Below are 18,563 nucleotides of genomic sequence, written 5' to 3' on the forward strand. Positions count from 1 at the left end.
CCAGTCGCCGGTCATCCAGAAGGTGTTCTTGCCGCCTTCGACGCGCCGCGACAGGGGACGGCTGTGGGCGCCGGTGATCAGCAGATCGCTGGACCGCAGGATCATCGCGCCGCCGCCGGCGGTGGCTGCGAGGCTCGCCTGCAGGTCTTCGAGCGTCACAAGTCCACCGCCTTCCTTCGCGACGCGCGCGATGAAGGCATGATCATTCTGAAGTTGCCCCACCACGACGCTGCCGTCGGTGTTGGTGCCGTTGGCGACCTTTGTCTGCAGGTCGGCCGCGACGTCGATGCCGGAGCCGATGAGCCAGTCCTCGACGCTCTGCATCCCGCCGGCCTTGGTCCAGCGGAACGCATGCACAGCGTTGCCCGACGCGCCATCGGTCGCCTCGCCGACCACCACCGCGCCGTCGGCGGATACACCGTTCGCCCACGAATAGTTGCCGCCGTTGATCGTGCCGAGGCTCACCATGCCGCCGGTCTCGGTCCAGCGGAAGGCGCGCCCGAAATTGCCCGATGCACCGTCGGCGCTGCCGCCGACCACCACCGTACCGTCGAAGGATACGCCAGTCGCTTGCGAATAGCCGCTGCCGTTGAGCGTGCCGAGGCTCACCATGCCGCCGGTCTCGGTCCAGCGGAAGGCGCGCTCGTCATTGCCGAATGCACCGTCGGCCGCACTGCCGACCACCACCGAGCCGTCGGCGGAGACGCCATAGGCCACTGAAGCCTGGCCGCCGTTGAGCGTGCCGAGGCTCACCATGCCATCCGCCACCGTCCAGCGGAAGGCGTAGTCATACCCGCCTTCCTCGACATCGTTCGAATGGCCAACCACCACCGCACCGTCGAAGGATACGGCGGTCGCCGAAGAACTGATGCCGTGGCCGAGCGTTCCCAGACTCTCCATGCCGCCGGCTTCCGTCCAGCGGAAGGCGCGGTCCTGCCCGGAAACCCCGTCGGTCGCGGTGCCGACCACCACCGAGCCGTCGCTGGATACGCCATTGGCCCACGCCCAGCCGCCGCCGTTGAGACCGCCCATGTCCTGCATGCCGCCCGCCGCGGTCCAGCGGAAGGCGTGATCCTCGTCCGATGTGCTGTCGTAGGCAACGCCGACCACGACACTACCGTCGCCTGACACGCCATTCGCCGCCGACCAGCCGCCGAGGCCTCCGAGATCGGTGATGCCCGTATCCTGCGCCCGTGCCGCCTGCGGCAGTGCCAGCATCGGCACCGCCGTCAGGGCGAGCCACATGGCCGCCGCCTCGGGGCGGGCAAGAAGGGGCCGCAGGCAGGTGCTGCTGTTCATCGCGAGTTTAGTCTTGCGGCTCACGTCGTACGTCTCCAGTTCAAGAATTCCCAAAGAATTGACGCCGGATTCCATTTGGAAACCGACAGTTCAGGTGTCCGTTCCCGGCGGACACTTCACGGTGCGCCAGCCTGCTACACCTAGTATTGGGGAACTCTTGGCCGATTGCTCTTCCGATGGCTATGGGTCACTTCACCTATACCGTCGTGGCGCTCTCTGGAGGTAAATCCCCTCATAGAAATCCAATTGAGAGGAACTCCATGAGTCTCGTCGTTCGCATAAAGGGCATCATGCTGACGCCCAGGCTGGTCTGGCCGGTCATCGCTGCCGAAGAAACCGGTACGGTGGCGCTCTACACCCGGTACGTCATGCCACTCGCCGCTGTTCCGGCAGTGGCCGGATTCCTCGGGGCATCCATTTTCGGGGTCGGCACCTTCGGACTTTCGATACGGGTGCCTCTTGCGACCGGGCTGCTGCAGATGGTCATGAGCTACACGATGTCGCTCGTCATGATCTTTATCGTGTCCTTGACAGGCAATGCTCTGGCTCCCGGCTTCGGCGGACAAAAGAATTCCGCGAATGCGCTCAAGCTTGTGGCCTACAGCAGTACTGCCGCCATGATGGGCGGCGTCTTCGCCCTCGTGCCGGCACTCTGGATGATGATGCTCGCGGCGTCGTTCTATTCTGTGTACCTGCTTTTCCTGGGTGTTCCGTCGCTGATGCTGGTGCCCAGGCAAAAAGCGCTGCCCTACACAGCCGTTCTGGTTGTCTGCGGGATCGTCCTGGGTGTGATCGTCAATATGGCCGTGGGCGTCGTCGCTTACACGGGACCGGCAGGCATCGGCTCAGTGGACGGCGCGGCAGACATGGAATCGCCGACAGGCGAAGTGACAATCAACACGCCGAACGGCGCTGTCACTTTTGACATGGGAAAGATGGAAGCCTGGAGTGCGAAGGTGGAGGCGCTGGGCCGCAAGCTCGAAGAAGCGCAGCAGGCCGGCGATTCTGCCGCCTTTGAACAAGTGCTCAAAGAGATGAACGAACTGCAACGAGAGCAGCCGACGGGGAAGTAAGGCTGTCGGCCCTGGTTTCCCAGACAGGTACGCGGTCGGGCAAGTACGACGGCCTGGCGAACGATGTGTGCAGTCTTGGCTGTGCGCGCGCCAAGCTATTGCCCAGACCAGCTTTGGGATTCCGATTTCTTAATCGATTGCAGAACATGCACAACACTGACTGCAAGGGAGTATCCGTGTGCCCGGCCCGCAGTTGAACGAAATCATACTGAAGATCTATCAGAGTTGCCGAGGCCTTCCGGTGCACGACTTCAAGGATTGGGCGATGACAACGGTGCGGAACGTCGTCGACTTCGATTCGGGCCTCTGGGCGACCGCCCAGAACGTCGTCAGCGAAGCATTCAACAGCGTGTATCTGTTCCGTCAGCCCTGGGAGATGATCGAGAACTACGCCCGCGAAATCGGAATCGCGGATGACAAGCTGGCCCAAGCGGCCATCGCGAATCCGGGCCGCACCATGATCTTGCATGAAGTCGTACCGTATGACGAGTTCATCACCATTCCGATGTATTTAAAGCACGGCCGGCACTTCGGGGTGGAGCACGCGCTTTGCACCTGTCATATCTCGTCGGTCAGCCAGATCCCCACCGCCATCTCTTTCTACCGTGCCGATCGGAACAGACCCTTTTCGGAGGAGGATCGACAGGCGAAGGAAATTCTCGTTCCCCACATGATCGAAGCCATGCGGATCAATCTGTTTGCCTCGCTGCTGGGCGCGGAGGGGCGGCAGGGCGAGGCGCTCGCATTCTGCGACGCGCAGGGCGTACTCTACGAAACGACGTCCGCATTCACGGCACTTGTGGCGGCTGTTCGCCCGGACTGGCGCGGGCCGCGGCTGGACTGGCCCTCCTTGCCGCTCGACGGTGTGAACACAACCCGGTGGTCCACGGGCGACCTGACGTTCGAGGCCTCCCCCTGTCGCGACCTGTTCCTCGTTCGAGCCAAGCGCGAAAACGTGCTGGCTCGTCTGAGCCCCCGCCAGCTCGCGGTGGCGGAGATGCTTGCTCGTGGCAAGCAATACAAGGACATTGGCCGCGCGCTCGGCATTTCACCCTCGACTGTCACCAACCACGTCAACCAGATCCACGAACGGCTGGAGATCAGGAAGCGCGAGGAGTTGGTCGAACTCTTCAATTCCAAACTTCACTAGGATGCCGATCTATGATTTCGCCGGATGCCCTCCTTGCGCAACCGGCTGGCGCCGGCCCATGCAGGCGGGACGGCGCCCGGGCGCCGGGAGACCGAAGGCAGGATGAAGCGGCAGCGCGCAAAGAAGCGCAGCTGCCCGGCGATTCAGCGGCCTATGCGCAGGCTCTCGAAGAGATGAATAGATTGCAGACCGAAGAGCCCATGGCACGATAAGGCATCACGCGACGACGAGCATCACCGATCGAGTATTTTTGGGGCATTGCAGACGGGAGCCCCTCCCGTCACTATATGAGGTGAGGATATCGCGGCGCGTTGATGCGATTTGCAGCCTTTGCCCGCGAACTCATGTCTTTGTCTCGCCTGCTGTCTCACAGCCGCCAGAAAGAAGCATGCACATCATGGAATGCAACGGAGTGTCCGCGTGCTCGGTCCGCAGTTGAATGAAGTCATTCTGAAAATCTATCAGAATTGCCGAGATATTCCCGTTCACGACTTCAAAGACTGGGCGATGACGACGGTTCAGAGCGTCATCGCCTTCGACTCCGGCCTGTGGGCCAATGCCCAGAACGTATTCAGCGAAGCATTCAACAGCGTACACCTGTTTCACCTCGGCTGGGACGTGATCGAGAACTACACGCGTGAGATCGGCGTCGAAAACGACCTTCTCGCGCAAGCGGCCATTGCGAATCCGGGCCGCACCATGATCATGGATGAAGTCATGCCGTATGACGAGTTCACCACCATTCCGATGTACTTGAATCACTGCCGGCATTTTGGATTGGAACAGGCTCTCTGTACGTGCCACGTTTCGTCAATTACCCACATTCCGACCGCGATTTCCTTCTTCCGGTCCGATCACGACAGGCCCTTTTCGGAGTCTGACCGTCGGGCAAAGGAAATACTCGTCCCGCACATGGTCGAGGCCATGCGGATCAATCTCTTCGCCTCGTTGTTGGGCACGGAGGCGCGGCAGGGCGAGGCGCTCGCATTTTGCGACGCGCGGGGCGTACTGTACGAAACAACCCCCATATTCAACGCGCTCGTGACGGCGGTGTGCCCGGACTGGCGCGGGCCTCGCCTGGAGCCACCCTGCACGCCGATGGACGGGGTGAGCACCGTGCGATGGTCGCTCAACGGCCTGACGTTCGAGGCCTCCCCCTGTCGCGACCTGTTCCTCGTTCGAGCCAAGCGCGAAAACGTTCTGGAGCGCCTGAGCCCCCGTCAGCTCGCGGTGGCGGAGATGCTTGCTCGCGGCAAACAATACAAGGACATTGGCCGCGCGCTCGGCATTTCGCCTTCGACGGTCACCAAACATGTCAATCAGATCCACGAACGGCTGGAGATCAGGAAGCGCGAGGAGTTGGTCGATCTCTTCAATTCCAAACTTCACTAGGATGCCGATCTATGACTTCGCCGGATGCCCTCCTTGCGCAACCGGCTCGCGTCGGCCTATGCAGGCGGGACGGTGCAGGGGTGCCGGGGAGACGGAAGGCAGGATGAAGCGGCAGCGCGCAAAGAAGCAGGCGACGGAGGAGGACACCGAAGGACGAGACTCGTTCTTCTGGTGGGAGGACGACGTGCTGGTCGTCAACATTCTCGGCAAGCCGGCCGCCAGTCGCGATGCGATCGGCAAGCCCAAGGGGCGGCAATTGCAGGTTTCGGTGACGGAGGCGCCGCGGTTCGGGCGGGCGACGGACCATATGGTGCGTTTCCTCGCGGGCGAATTCGGCGTTGCGCCGCATGCGATCACGGTCGTCTTCGGGCGCTTCAACGTCAACAAGCAGCTCAGGATCAAGGCGCCGGCGAAGTTGCCGGGCGTCTTTCGGTAGGGCCGATCGCCGAAGGCTCAGGTCGTCGCACGCCGTTTCAGCGCCGGATCGGCGAGCCGAACTTGCCGCTGACTGGCGGGGCCTCATGCGGCGAGGTTCTCTTCCACGCGGAGAGCCGGCGCAGTTCGAGGATTGCGCGCACTTCGTTTGGCGGCACTCCCGTCTTGGCGATCTCGCTTTCCGGCAGTCCGCGGTCGTGGCCGTCGAAGACGATGTCGATGTCGCGGTAGAGGTGACCGATCCCGAATTCGTCGGTTACGCCTCTCGCCATGTCGGGCGAGGGCAACTGGGTGCGCACGGCCTCGGGAAGGTCGAGAGCCTCGGCGAGCTGGCGTACCTGCGTCTTGTAGAGGCCGGAGAGCGGCTGCACCGGCAGATCGTCGATGCCGCCCTTGACGAACCAGCCGGTTTCGCATTCGGAGAGGTTTGCCGCGCCGATGAGGGACAGGTTCCGTTCCCGCGCGAGCCGCTCGGCGATGGCGCGGCGGCGGATGTGGCGCTGCGAGAAGCCTTCGTCGACATGCCGCATGGTCAGATTGAACATGAGCCGCTTGTACCACGGCGTCAGCGTTTCCCCGCCGCCGACCCGGAGCGCGGAGACGAACGGAGGTTCGCCGTGGACGAGCCTGTAGGCGGTCGAGCTGATCTCAGCGACGACAGGGGAGAGCCTGAGCAGCCTGACGAACAGCGGCGCATAGACGCCGCGCTTGGCCATCTCATCGCTGATGTCGACGGTCTCGAGGGTCAGGCCGAGCAGCCGCGCCACCTCTCTCGCGCGATCTGCAATGCTTGGATCGCTGTCGCGATCGCCGATATAGATCACGCTGACCGCCTGCGGGCCGAGGGCGCGCACCGCAAGCGCGGCGAGCACGCAGGAATCCAGTCCGCCGCTCAGTCCGAGGATCACGCCGCGCGAATGGTCGCGCCGGACGATCTCCTGAAGGTATGTGGCGATCGCCTCGATGGTCCGGTCGGTGTCGATGGCAAGCGAGTACATGTCTGGCCTCCGCACTATGAGACACGCCGACATGACGCCGTCGCGACGTTTCCGGCATCGCCGATCGTAACAACTGCCGGGAGCTCTCTCAAGCGCCGTCCGAAAGTCGCGGAAACCGTGTCCGCGACGGGGGCATGAAGCGGCTCAGCCTTCGTCCTGGTTTTCCGTCTGCTCCGGCAGGCGCAACTGCAGCATCGACGCACGGGCGTCGGCGAAGTCGAGCAGCCGCACCTCGATATTGGCGTTGACCGAGCCGTCCTCGAATTCGCCGTTCAGCATCCGCTTGCCGGCGGGCAGGCCGGTCAGATGCTCGATCGCGTCATCGACATTGGCGACGGCGTGGACATGGAAGCGCCCGGCCGCCACCGCCTCGACGACGTCGGTGCGCAGCATCAGGTGGGTGACGTTCGATTGCGGGATGATCACCCCCTGCCGCCCGGTGAGGCCGACCTCCCGGCAGAGATCGAAGAAGCCTTCGATCTTCTCGTTGATGCCGCCGACCGCCTGCACCTCGCCCATCTGGTTTACCGAACCGGTGACCGCGAAGGATTGCGAGAGCGGCACGTCGGCCAGCGCCGACAGCAGCGCACAGAGTTCGGCGAGCGAGGCGCTGTCGCCCTCGACGCCGCCATAGCTCTGCTCGAAGACGAGGCTCGCCCAGAGCGACAACGGCGTATCCGGCACGTAGCGGGTGGCAAGGAAGCTCGAAAGGATGAGGACGGCCTTGGAATGGATCGGTCCGCCGAGCCGCACCTCGCGCTCGATGTCGACGACGCGGCCCGTGCCCATGCGCACACGGGCGGTGATGCGCACCGGCGCACCGAAGCGCTCCTCGCCGAGTTCGCTGACGGTGAGCCCGTTCACCTGGCCGATCACGCTGCCCTGCGTAGAGATCTGGATGATGCCGCGCACCGTCGCTTCCCGCAGCCGATCCCGCGTCAGGCCGCGGCGGCGCTCGGTAGCCTCGATTACCGCCCTGACATGCTCGGCGGTGACGGCGGCTGAACCGGCCTTTCCGGCCCTGTGGTCGGCTTCGAGGAGAATGTCCCAGATCTCGCCCATGCGAAGCGACAGCTTCTGCTGGTCCTCGGCGGCCCGTGTCGCGGCATCGACGAGGCTCGCCACGCCGTCGCGGGAGACTGGCCGCAGGCGCTCGCGCGCCACGACGGTGGCGACGAGGCGCGCGAACAGCCCGACCGAATCGGCGCTGCGGTTCATGTCCTCGCCGAACTCGGCGGCGACGCGGAAATACTGCCCGAAATCCGGGTCGAATTCCGAGAGGATCAGGTGGAGCAGGCGGTCGCCGACCAGGACGACACGCACCTTGAGCGGAATGGGCTCCGGCTCCAGCGTCGTCGTGGCGATCAGGCCGAGCCGCTCCGCCGCGGTGATGACGTGCACCGCCTTCGTTTCCAGGCAGCGCTTGAGCGCGTCCCAGGCGAAGGGCTCGGTGAGCACGCGCCGCGCGTCGAGCATCAGAAATCCGCCGTTCGCCCGGTGCAGCGCCCCCGGCTTGATCTGCGTGAAATCGGTGACGAGGGCGCCCTGCATCGGGATGTAGTCGATCTGCCCGGTGAGATTGGCGAGTGTCGGCAGCGTTTCCACCACCACCGGCGCGCCGGTGACGTCGGCGGCCTGCGCGACCATGACGTTGACCGCGTAGCGGTGAAAGCGGGGATCCTCGCGAAGGGCCGCAAGCTCGGCGGGGAAGGGGTCGTTGGCCTTGCCGCGCTCCAGCGACAGGAAGAGATCGGCATGGGCGATCAGATCGGCCCTCAGCGCCTTGAAATGCGCGGCGAGCGCCGGAATGGTCTCGAAGCCGCGCATCGCCAGCGTGAGTGCGGCATCGACGGCCACCTTCGCCATGTCTTCGTTGAGACGGCTGATCGCGCTGCGCTGCTCCCGCTCGAGCTCGGGCAGCGACATCAGGAAGTCCTCGAGTTCCTGTTCCGTGGCGGCGACATCCTCCTGCAGCTTCTTGCGCTCTTCCTCGGGCAGGCGGGCCAGCACTTCGGCCTTCTGGATTTCGCCGCCATGCATGGCGGCCAGTGAAAAGCCCATCGGCGTGCGCAGGATCGCGACGTTGCGGCTCTCGGCGGCCTTGCGCAATTCCTCGAAGGCGGTCTCGTGGCGCGCGCCGAACTCCTGTTCCAGCGCCATGCGGCGGTTCTGGTATTCCTCCGAGACGAGGAGCGAGGGGATCTGGGTGGCGAGATCCTCGACCAGGGAGGTCATCGCCGCGCGCAGCCGCGGGCCTTCGCCGCGGGGCAGCTCGATGGCGAGCGGGCGATCTGGATTGTCGAAATTCTGGACGTAGACCCAGTCGGACGGCACCGGCCGGCCGGCCGCCTCCTCGGCGAGGATCTTCAGCACGGTGGAGTGCCTGCCGCTGCCCTCCGGCCCGTGGACGTAGAGGTTGAAGCGGTGGTGCTCCATCTGCGCGGCGAGACGGATCGCCTCGACGGCGCGGTCCTGCCCGATCAGCGCGTCGAGCGGTTCGAGTGCTGCGGTGGTCTCGAACGGCAGCGATGCCGGGTCGCAGGCAGCGCGCAACTGGTCGGCGGCAAGGGTCGTGGCGGTCATGAGCGGACATGCTCCGGGAAGGGTGCCGGAACAGCACCCACGACAGGACTTCGTATTGATATTAGGCGGTTATCCGGGAGAAATGCAAAGCTGTTTTGGACCTGTCGCAAAAAGACAGCTTGGCCAGGGCCGATCGGCCCCCGGTCATCCGCCGTTGACGAGCTGCAGGACGAGCTGGTGCACCGCGCCGCCTTCGTTCATCTCGACCCGGTCGAAATCGCGGCTCCTGCTGCGCTCAGTCTGCGAGATTTCGCCGAGGATCGGCTGCATCTTCTCGCGAATCTTGCGGCAGCCGGGATCGTTCTCGACCGAAAGGCCGATGGTGGCCTTCTCGATCTCCTTCACCAGCTCCCGGATGAAGGTGCCGTGCACCTTCTCGTGCGCCGTCACCCCTTCGACGAAGCGCTGCCAGTTGCCGCGGACCGGCTCGTCGAGCGGCTCGACCGCCTTCGGCAGCACGGTGGTGATGACGAGCTTCGGTTTCGCCGAGGCGAGCACGCAGGCGGTGCCGCGCTGCTGGTAGTCGCGCTGCCAGGTGAGCCGGAAGCTGGTATGGGCGATCGAACGCACCTTGCCGGCGAGCAGTGGCCCGCGCGCGCCGATCGAGGCGTAGAGCTCCGGACCGGTGCGGCCGCTGACCGAATAGGTCTCGACCTTCTCGATCACCTGCCCTTCGGCGCTGGCGATCCCGGCGGAGAGGAGGAGGGCGATGATGGCCGGGAAGATGGAGCGCACGCGGAGCCTTGCCTTGCTGTTTCGGATTTCGGGGAGGTTAGCGTTGTCCGGAATTATAGCAAATGCCCACCAAGGGACGCTTACGCCAGTCTTTTTGCAGTTCGACGAATGGTCGGAATGGGGGTGGGAGGGGACTGTCGGCTTGTTACAAAGAAGTCGGGAAAGCGGACGTTTTGCGTCGACAGGCGCGGCGTCAGTTACGGCCCAAAGCGGACGTCCGGTCGCGGACCCAATGCTGCGGTCCGGCCCGTAGAGACAGCCATTTGTTGGTCGGTCAGCATTTGAGCGGCTTGATCGTCGTAAAGTTGAATGGGCGACCTTCATCTGTTTCTTAAAATAGAACGCCTCGCGCTATTACCCATCAAGAAGTCCTTGAAGATGTCCACGAAGATCATCGCAGATTGAAGTTTCGCTGCATCCTTCATAGATTTTCGACATATTGCGGAGCTTTCGGGCCTGACCTGCTTCTGGTAAAGCACTCTGAAGTCCTTTACGCAAGGCGTCTTTAAAAGACTTTCCCTTTACAGTTGCCTGACAGAATTGGCCAAGATCGTTCCAGCGTTTGATGGCGTCAGCTTTGCCAGGCAGAGATCCAACTGCTTTATTATAGGCTTCATTAAAGCTTGCGCTGACCGTCCCCTGGTCAAGCTCGTTAAGCGCATATTCGATGCCCTTTTCTGCAACTGCTTGGTCAACATCCATGGCCCGAGCGATATGGTCGGGCGATTGGAAACAACTTTCAATATCTGAGCCAGGGCTGAACCAAACCGGTACGTCATTCTTTGTATACCCACGATTGGCCTTCCAAGCTGTTAGGTCGTCATCGCTCATGAAATCGCGGTCTCGATGAACCATGACCTTTATGCCATGCCGATCCCGCAGTTTTGCCAACCGTTCACCGTCTGGGATACTAGACACACCAAAACAAGGCCAAATCACCGTCCTGTGAGCCAAATGTGGCCATTGATCGATTATCGATTGAAGGTATTCAGTGTTGTCGTCCTCGGAGAACAAGATAATGTCTTTGTCGAGCGCTCCCCACCCCATGCGCGCCCGGACGTCTGTCCCTTGGTCTCTTATGGCACCATTCTCAAGCCATACGACTCTAGTACACTGCCCCGCGACGCGAACGATCCGCGGCGAGTGCGTTGACACAACGATTTGTGTTTCTGGAAAGTCTTGCAGGGCTGCCTCTAATGCTGCAACCAGCCTCTCTTGGCTCGATTGGTGCAAGTGCGCGTCCGGTTCATCTATCAACAGCAGGCGAGGGCGAAACGTCAGTAGATAAGCGAAGATTTGGGTCACTTGCAGCAGTCCGGTGCCTGCCATCTCGAGTGGGCGCCGCATCGTTGTGTAGTTGCTGCCACCATCTCCATATTTCATATCCGGTGTATAGAACCAGGCTCGTATGTACGCATCCCGACGTTGATCGAATTTCACCCAGAATCGGACGCCGGGAATGACCTGACCAACGAGTTCGGACAGTTTCGTAAGTTCAACACTGTCCTCCCCTGTGTTCAAGTCATCAGAATGCGTGTTGAGAAGCATTTGCCGCAAGACCGATCCACCGTCGCCTGATGCAGCCTTTCGCCTAAAGACCGGTGCCGCAAGGATGGTTTCGTGCTCAGCCAGTCCGGCCAAGCCAGGAATATAAGCTGTTTGCGGTTCTTCTTTCACAAACTCTGCTGCCACATCACCTTCGATCTCAACATTTACTCCCGCGTCATTCCCGAGTGATTTCAGCTTGATCGATCCTGTTTCTACACCACGTCTGAATTTCACGATTACAGGCTTCGTCGAACTACCGCCCCGTTCTCGACCTTGTAGAGTCGATTTGTGCGCCAGCGAGCGAAATTCCACGGAAGGCACGAAGTCCATAAGCTCTACTGGTAGCTTTTTGTTTTGTGCCAGCGAGGAGCATCTCGAGGCCCAATGGATCGCTTTAAGGACCGAGGATTTTCCGGAACCATTTTGTCCTACCAGAAGCGTGAGCGGCCCCAACGAAATGTTTTGGCAATCCTCCAGTCGCATGAAGTTCTCAATAGAAATTTGGTCGATCATCACGCACTCTTTCCGTAAGGGCTATTTCGCCTGAGACACTCTATGGTTCAGGCGGGAAATGCAATCGCTGGTAATATGGTCGATCATTTATTCTGTATACAACGACAGCTTTTGACGGTTGACGTGCCACTTTGCGTTCGCGGCGAAAAACTGCTTCCCGTCCAGTCAGGACTTTAGTGTGGAGTGCGGTAGTTGGCTTCTTACGGAAGTTTAGTCCATGTTCGCGAACGACCGAATTGGCGGTGCAAGGCCGCCAATTCCGTGCCGGCATTGCTTAACGGCATTGCTGCCAGACTTCGGAGTTCTCGCACGGCGTTTTCAACGGCGTGACGGCGAGGGCCGCCGATGTGCTGATCGCCGTGATCGTCACGCCGTCCGCGTCGCCTGCCGGATGATGCAGTCGGGGATTTTTACCGAGACGACGGTGCCGCAGCCCTCGCGGGAGCGGATGCCGAGCCGGCCGCCGTGCAGCGAGACGAGCGAGCGGGAGATCGCAAGCCCGAGGCCGGAGCCGCCCTTGCTCTTGGCATACTGGCTCTGCACCTGCTCGAAGGGCTGGCCGATCTTGGAAAGCGCCGTCTTCGGGATGCCGATGCCGGTATCGGCGATGGTGAGCATCACTGCGCCGTCGATCTTGCGGGCGCGCAGCGCAATCTTGCCGCCGTTATTGGTGAACTTCACCGCGTTCGACAGGATGTTGAGCAGGATCTGCTTCATGGCGCGGCGGTCCGCTTCCACCGTGAGGCCGGTCGAGACGCGCTGCTCGACATGGATGTTGCGCTGCTGGGCGGGGATTGCGGTGAGGCGGAGGCTCTCCTCGATGAGGGGGGCGAGATCGATGGTCTCGCAGCGGATGCGCATCTGGCCCGCCTCGATCTTCGACATGTCGAGGATGTCGTTGATGACGTTGAGGAGGTGCTTGCCGCTCTCGTGGATGTCCTTGGCGTATTCGGAGTATTTCGGCGAGCCGATCGGTCCGAACATGCCGGTGAGCAGGATTTCGGAGAAGCCGAGGATGGCGTTGAGCGGCGTCCTGAGCTCGTGGCTCATATTGGCGAGGAATTCCGATTTCGCCTTGTTGGCCGCCTCGGCGCGGTCCTTCTCGGCCTGGTAGTTGGCGTTGGCGACCGAAAGCTCGGCCTTCTGCCGCTCGAGCTTGCGCTGCGAGGAGGAGAGGTCGCCGATGGTCGCCATCAGCCGGCGCTCCTGCTCGCGCAGCCGTTCCTGGTGGCGCTTCAGGAGCGTGATGTCGGTGCCGACCGAGACGAGGCCGCCGTCGCGGGTGCGCCGCTCGTTGATCTGCAGCCAGCGCTCATCGGCGAGCTGCACCTCGGTGGTGCGCGACATGCCGGTCTGGTCGGGATCGGCGACGCGCCGCTGGATGATCGGCCGGGAGGCCGCGGCCTGGACGACGGCGCGTTCGGTGCCGGGCACGAGCACGCTGTCCGGCAGGCCGTAGACCTGCTGGAAATGCGCGTTGCACATCACGAGACGGTCGTTCTTGTCCCAGAGCACGAAGGCTTCCGAGGTGCATTCGATGGCATCGGCGAGCCGCTGGTCGGCCTCGGCATAGCGCTGGGCGAGCCGGTGCTGCTCGGTGACGTCCATGGCGATGCCGATGACGTGCATGCAGCCGGTCGAGGAGCGGATGACCTGGGCACGCGCCCGCATCCAGACGTAGTGGCCGCTCGAATGGCGCATGCGGAAAACCTGGTCGATCTGCCGGGGATCACCCTTGGCGACGGCGCGGGCGATCGCATAGAGGTTTCCATCGTCCGGATGCATCAGCCGGGCGGCATCGGCAAAGCCGAGCACGGCGCCGGACGGCGGCAGGCCGAGCATCTCGTACATCGAGCGCGACCAGAAGAGCTTGCGGCTCTCGAGGTCGAAATCCCAGAGGCCGCAGCGGCCGCGCGACAGCGCCGCTTCCACGCGCAGGTTGGTTTCGAGGAAGGTCTCGTCGGCTTCGCGCGCCCGTTTGACCTGCTGGAAATAGGCATAGAGGATGACGAGCAGGATCAGCGAAATGCCGGAGAAGAGCGTGACGCTCAGCGAGACTTCGCTGCGCCAGTAGGCTTCGAGCGGCTGCAGCGACTGCGCGGAAAGCACGAAGGCACCCTTCGCACCGACCGGAACCAGCACCACGTAGTGGCGGATGCCGTCGATGAAGGCTTCGAGTGCGCCGCTGCGGTCGGCGACATAGCGAATGCTGTTCGCCTGCGGCAGCAGGCCGGCCATGTCCATGCCGACATAGCGCGCCCCGTCCGACGAAGAGCCGAAGATACGGCCTTCGCCGTCGATCAGCAGCAGGAAGGAGCCGGAAGCCAGCCGGTCCTGCGGCAGGTAGCGCGCAAGGATCGCCTCGGCCGCGGACCGGTCGGAGGCGGCCAGAGTGATGCCGTCCGGCCCGAACGTTGCGGCAGCGGTTGCCGCAGAAAGCGTCACCGCCTGCCGGACGGCCGTTTCCATGCGGGAATATTCGGTGAGAATGCCGTTGAGCCGCGCCGTCGCGACGACCGCCAGGAAAGCGATGATGAGAACCGGAATGGCCCGCCGGAGCAGCGTTTCCGCCTGCCGCGAATTGCCGTCGCCCGTCAGGACGATTGCCAGCCGCCGCCCGAGCCCGTCGATACGACCCCCAAATCCCGAAAATTTGAGTCGCAGCCGCCCATCGGCCGCGGAAACCCGCCGCACGTCCGCCATCGTCCCACCTTGATCCCTCGTATGATTCGAAGCGCCGCCCGCCCGAATCTGACTCAATGAATCACTGGCGATTCGCCTTGTCCAGACGGTGATGGTGAACAAAATGTTAAGCCCTTAATCGGAATCGGCTTTTTTTGGATCAACCCCGCCAAACGATTGATTCCGATTGAAAAGAGGTCGCCCGCTGCCGTAGCACGGATGCCGGCCGCCGACTGGCGGCGGGGTTCGGGGGCTTTTCGAAATGGCATCATCTTCACCGTTGTACCGTCTTTCCGTGGCCTGTTCCTGCGCACTTCTTTCGGCGCTGCTGCTCGCCGCGCCGGCCATCGCCGTCGAGGCGACCCCGCCGGAACTCTACGGCGAACTCACCGACGAGCAGCGGGAGGAGGCCGACCAGTTCGCCCTCAACGTCGCGATCGGTACGGTCTTCCACGAGGCCGGCCACATGCTGGTGTCGGAGCTTTCGCTGCCGGTGCTCGGACGTGAGGAGGACGCCGTCGACGGGCTCGCCATGCTGCTGCTTCTCGAGGCCGACGACGAGGACCTGAACGTCGCGGTGGAGGACTGGGCAAATATCTGGTTCCTCTCGGCCGATCCCGACGCCAAGCCCGAGGACATGCCGTCCTGGGATTCCCACGGGCTCGACGAGCAGCGTGCCTATGCGACGATCTGCTGGATGCTCGGCAAGAACGAGAAGCGCTTCAAGGAATTCGCCGACTCGGTGGAGTTTCCCGACTATCGCGCCGAGGAATGTCCGGGCGAATACCAGACGCTGGCGGCGAGCTGGGGCGCCGTGCTGAAGCCGCACGAGGCCGGCAAGGGCGACCAGACGAAGTTCACGATTACCTATGACGAGACGAAGGATCCGAAGCTCGCCTACTTCCGCGAGATGATCCGCAATGCCGGACTGATGGAGATGGTGGCCGAGGTCTTTTCCGGCAGCTACAAGCTGAAGGACGGCATCAAGCTGACGGCGAGCGAATGCGGCGAGGCCAACGCCTTCTGGGATGGCGAGGCGCGCGAGATGACGCTCTGCTATGAAGATATGCTGAACAGCGCCGATCTCGACGCGCAGTGGTATATCGACAATCCCGACGAAGAGTAGAAAGACGCGGCCGCGGCGACGAAGCGGTGGAGGGCGGCGCCGGACGCCGCCCTGCCGTTTATCCCTTCAGCGTGCGATCGACGATGTCGCGGACGTCGTTCGAGAGCGCCTCGCGCTCGATCCTGACGAGGGCGGTGCGGGCAAGCTCGGCACGCCCGGCTTCCAGCTGCCGCCATGAGCGCATGGAGGTGAGAAGACGTGCGGCGAGCTGCGGGTTCTTCGCATCGATCCTGAGGATCTCCTCGGCGAGGAAGCGGTAACCCGCACCGTCCGCGCGATTGAAGCCGGTCGGGTTGCTGAAGACGAAGGCGCCGACGAGCGAGCGGACCCGGTTCGGGTTGTTCTCGTTGAAGTGCCGGTCTTCCTTGAGCCGCATGACGCGGGCGAGTGCCCCTTCGCCGGGGATCGTCGCCTGGATCTGGAACCACTTGTCGATGACCAGTGCGTTCTCGGCGAAGCGCGCCTCGAAGGCGGCGAGCGCGGCGTGCGTTTCCGGCGCCTCGGGGAAGCGGTGGGCGAGCACCGTCAGCGCCTGGGAGAGGTCGGTCATGTTGTCGGCCTTCGCGAAGGCTTCCGCGGCAAGGGCCGGCGCATCCTCGGCGATCGTGCGGTAGAGGAGGGCGGCGTTGCGCAGAGCACGGCGTCCGGCGCTCGCGGCATCGGGGCTGTAGGCTCCCTCTGCGGCCATTGCGTCGAAAAGGCTGCCGAAGGCATCTGCGCCGGCACGCGCAATCGCCGTCAGCACCGCCTCGCGGCCGGCATGGATGGCATCCGGATCGTTGTCGCCGCCGAGTTCGCGGGCGATGTCGGCCTCGCTCGGCAGCGTCAGCGCCTGGGCGCGGAAGGCGGGCTCCAGCGCCGGATCGGCGGCGACGGCGAGCAACGCCTCGGCGAAAGTGACGTCGATCTGGATCGCCTCGCCCTTGCGGGCCGCACGCGCGGCGTCCTTGAGCGCCGGCAGTGCGAGATCGGTGATCGCCTGCCAGCGCGAAAACAGATCGGTCTCGTGGCGGGCGATGAGGGCGAGGTCAGCCGGCTTCTGTTCGTAGCGCACGATGACCGGTGCGGAGAAACTGCGGTTGAGCGAAAGCGCGGGACGGGACGCAATGCCGGTGAAGGTCACCGTGTGGCGGGCTTCCTTGAGGTGGAGGACGCTGCCGGTCATCTCCGCGCCGTCGACCGAGGCGGGGACGGCGATCGTACCGTCTTCGAGCACGATGGCGAGATCGAGCGGAATATGCATCGGCTTCTTGTCGGCCTGGCCGGGTGTGGCCGGAACCGTCTGCCCGATCTCCAGCGTGAGTGCCTTGCCGGCGGCGTCGTAGTCAGCGGTCACGGTGACGTGCGGCGTGCCGGCCTGATTGTACCAGAGCGAGAACTGGCCGAGATCGCGACCGCTCGCATCTTCGAAGCACTTGACGAAGTCCTCGACCGTGGCAGCCTCGCCGTCATGGCGCTCGAAATAGAGGTCCATGCCCTTCTTGAAGAGATCGCGGCCGAGGATGGTCGCGATCATGCGGGTGACCTCGGAGCCCTTCTCGTAGACGGTCGTCGTATAGAAGTTGTTGATCTCGCGATACTTGTCCGGGCGGACCGGATGGGCGAGCGGGCCGGCGTCCTCCGGGAACTGCTCCGAGCGCAGGTGCCGGACCTCGGCGATGCGCTTCACCGGCCGCGAGCGCTGGTCGGCGGAAAATTCGTGGTCGCGGAAGACGGTGAGGCCTTCCTTGAGGCAGAGCTGGAACCAGTCGCGGCAGGTGATGCGGTTGCCGGTCCAGTTGTGGAAGTATTCGTGGGCGATGATCGCCTCGATATTGGCGTAGTCGGCGTCGGTGGCCGTCTCCGGATCGGCAAGCACGTACTTGTCGTTGAAGACGTTGAGGCCCTTGTTCTCCATCGCCCCCATGTTGAAGTCGGAGACGGCGACGATCATGAAGATGTCGAGGTCATATTCGCGACCGAACACCTCCTCGTCCCACTTCATAGAGCGCTTGAGCGCATCCATCGCATAGGTCGCGCGCGGCTCCTTGCCGTGCTCGACATAGATCTTCAGCGCGACCTCGCGGCCGGACATGGTGGTGAACGTGTCTTCCACGACGCCGAGATCGCCGGCGACCAGCGCGAAGAGATAGGCCGGCTTCGGATGCGGATCGAACCAGGCGGCGAAATGACGGCCTTCGTCGAAATTGCCGCCGCCGAGATAGTTGCCGTTCGAGAGCAGGAGCGGATTGGCGGCCTTGTCGGCGATGATGGTGACCGTATAGGGCGCGAGCACGTCCGGGCGATCGGGGAAATAGGTGATGCGGCGGAAGCCTTCCGCCTCGCACTGGGTGCAGTAGATGCCGCTCGAGCGGTAGAGCCCCATCAGCTGCGAATTGGCCTGCGGGTTGATGATCGTGGTGATCGTCAGCTCGAAGGGCGAGGATTCCGGCAGGTCGCGGACCGTCAGGCTGTCCGGCGTCGCCGTGTAGCGTTCGGGCGCCATCTCCATCTGGTCGAGCAGCAGGCCGGAGAGCGTCAGCTCGTCGCCGTCGAAAACGAGCGGGGCCGCGGGATCGGTGCCCTCGCGGCGGTGGAAGATCAGGCGGGCCTCGACCTTGGTCGCCTCCGGATCAAGCTCGAAAGTCAGATCAACGCGTTCCAGAACGAAATCGGTTGGGCGGTAATCTGCCAGATGAATGATCCGGCCCGTGTCTGTTCGCATGAATTCTTCCTGCTCGGTGTCTTGCATGAATCCGGCACCCGCGAACGTACATGAGATACGAACCAGCGCGATTTCGGCCGGGATGATTGCAGTAATTTCTGAACGATTGTTAAAATTATCACGAATACTTTCCTGCGGGCAGATAAATTCGGTTTCACTGAAAAGAGGATCAACACAGGTCCGCTGAGGACTGGCGCGGCAAGGTGGTTTTGGCTGCCGGAGAGCGTACCCGATCCGCCACTGCCGGCCTTGCCAGAAGCGCCTCGTCGGTCGATGATGAGTGCTCTTGCCTTCCGCAGCGGGTGCCGAGCAGCCGCCCACCTCC

11 protein-coding genes and 1 pseudogene are annotated in these 18,563 nt (G+C 63.1%); 5 read left to right on the top strand and 7 right to left on the bottom strand.

Features of this window, described 5'->3' with window-relative positions:
• Nucleotides 1-1,323 (bottom strand): annotated as a pseudogene (locus DFR48_RS03880) (hypothetical protein); the annotation flags it as partial.
• A 236-nt stretch (nt 1,324-1,559) separates the two neighbouring features.
• Here DFR48_RS03880 and DFR48_RS03885 point away from each other — a divergent pair.
• The 4 genes from DFR48_RS03885 to DFR48_RS03900 all read left to right on the top strand — a co-directional run bounded on the left by DFR48_RS03885 (nt 1,560) and on the right by DFR48_RS03900 (nt 5,350).
• Nucleotides 1,560-2,372 (top strand): Yip1 family protein, encoded by an 813-nt coding sequence (locus DFR48_RS03885; RefSeq protein ID WP_170141792.1) that lies wholly within the window; start codon nt 1,560-1,562, stop codon nt 2,370-2,372.
• A gap of 178 nt (nt 2,373-2,550) precedes the next feature.
• Entirely contained in the window at nt 2,551-3,522 is a 972-nt protein-coding gene (locus tag DFR48_RS03890) for a helix-turn-helix transcriptional regulator (protein ID WP_114361856.1), read from the top strand.
• Between the two features lie 420 nt (nt 3,523-3,942).
• Nucleotides 3,943-4,914, top strand: coding sequence for a helix-turn-helix transcriptional regulator (locus DFR48_RS03895; protein ID WP_170141793.1), 972 nt, complete (start codon nt 3,943-3,945; stop codon nt 4,912-4,914).
• Nucleotides 4,915-5,017: 103 nt separating this feature from the next.
• The gene (locus DFR48_RS03900) at nt 5,018-5,350 is read left to right on the top strand and encodes a DUF167 domain-containing protein (RefSeq protein WP_114361858.1); all 333 of its coding nucleotides are present in this window, start codon (nt 5,018-5,020) and stop codon (nt 5,348-5,350) included.
• 37 nt (nt 5,351-5,387) lie between these two features.
• Here the strand turns inward: DFR48_RS03900 and nadE are convergent, their stop codons facing one another.
• The 5 genes from nadE to DFR48_RS03925 form a co-directional block, all read right to left on the bottom strand.
• Complete coding sequence (gene nadE / locus DFR48_RS03905; protein ID WP_114361859.1) at nt 5,388-6,347, bottom strand: NAD(+) synthase; 960 nt, start codon at nt 6,345-6,347, stop codon at nt 5,388-5,390.
• Nucleotides 6,348-6,491: 144 nt separating this feature from the next.
• Complete coding sequence (locus DFR48_RS03910; RefSeq protein ID WP_114361860.1) at nt 6,492-8,930, bottom strand: Lon protease family protein; 2,439 nt, start codon at nt 8,928-8,930, stop codon at nt 6,492-6,494.
• A gap of 144 nt (nt 8,931-9,074) precedes the next feature.
• Nucleotides 9,075-9,665, bottom strand: a complete 591-nt coding sequence (locus DFR48_RS22165) for a DUF922 domain-containing Zn-dependent protease (protein WP_245415521.1) — start codon at nt 9,663-9,665, stop codon at nt 9,075-9,077.
• Nucleotides 9,666-10,019: 354 nt separating this feature from the next.
• The gene (locus tag DFR48_RS03920) at nt 10,020-11,726 is read right to left on the bottom strand and encodes an AAA family ATPase (protein WP_114361862.1); all 1,707 of its coding nucleotides are present in this window, start codon (nt 11,724-11,726) and stop codon (nt 10,020-10,022) included.
• Between the two features lie 366 nt (nt 11,727-12,092).
• The gene (locus DFR48_RS03925; RefSeq protein WP_114361863.1) at nt 12,093-14,429 is read right to left on the bottom strand and encodes a PAS domain-containing sensor histidine kinase; all 2,337 of its coding nucleotides are present in this window, start codon (nt 14,427-14,429) and stop codon (nt 12,093-12,095) included.
• A 241-nt stretch (nt 14,430-14,670) separates the two neighbouring features.
• On the opposite strand from DFR48_RS03925, the gene DFR48_RS03930 reads away from it, so the two are divergent.
• Nucleotides 14,671-15,534 (top strand): DUF4344 domain-containing metallopeptidase, encoded by an 864-nt coding sequence (locus DFR48_RS03930; protein WP_114361864.1) that lies wholly within the window; start codon nt 14,671-14,673, stop codon nt 15,532-15,534.
• 58 nt (nt 15,535-15,592) lie between these two features.
• Here DFR48_RS03930 and pepN read toward each other — a convergent pair whose 3' ends face one another.
• Complete coding sequence (pepN, locus tag DFR48_RS03935; protein ID WP_114361865.1) at nt 15,593-18,238, bottom strand: aminopeptidase N; 2,646 nt, start codon at nt 18,236-18,238, stop codon at nt 15,593-15,595.
• Nucleotides 18,239-18,563 lie beyond the last annotated feature (325 nt).

It is taken from the genome of Ciceribacter lividus (genome assembly GCF_003337715.1).
Taxonomy (GTDB): Bacteria; Pseudomonadota; Alphaproteobacteria; order Rhizobiales; family Rhizobiaceae; genus Allorhizobium; species Allorhizobium lividum.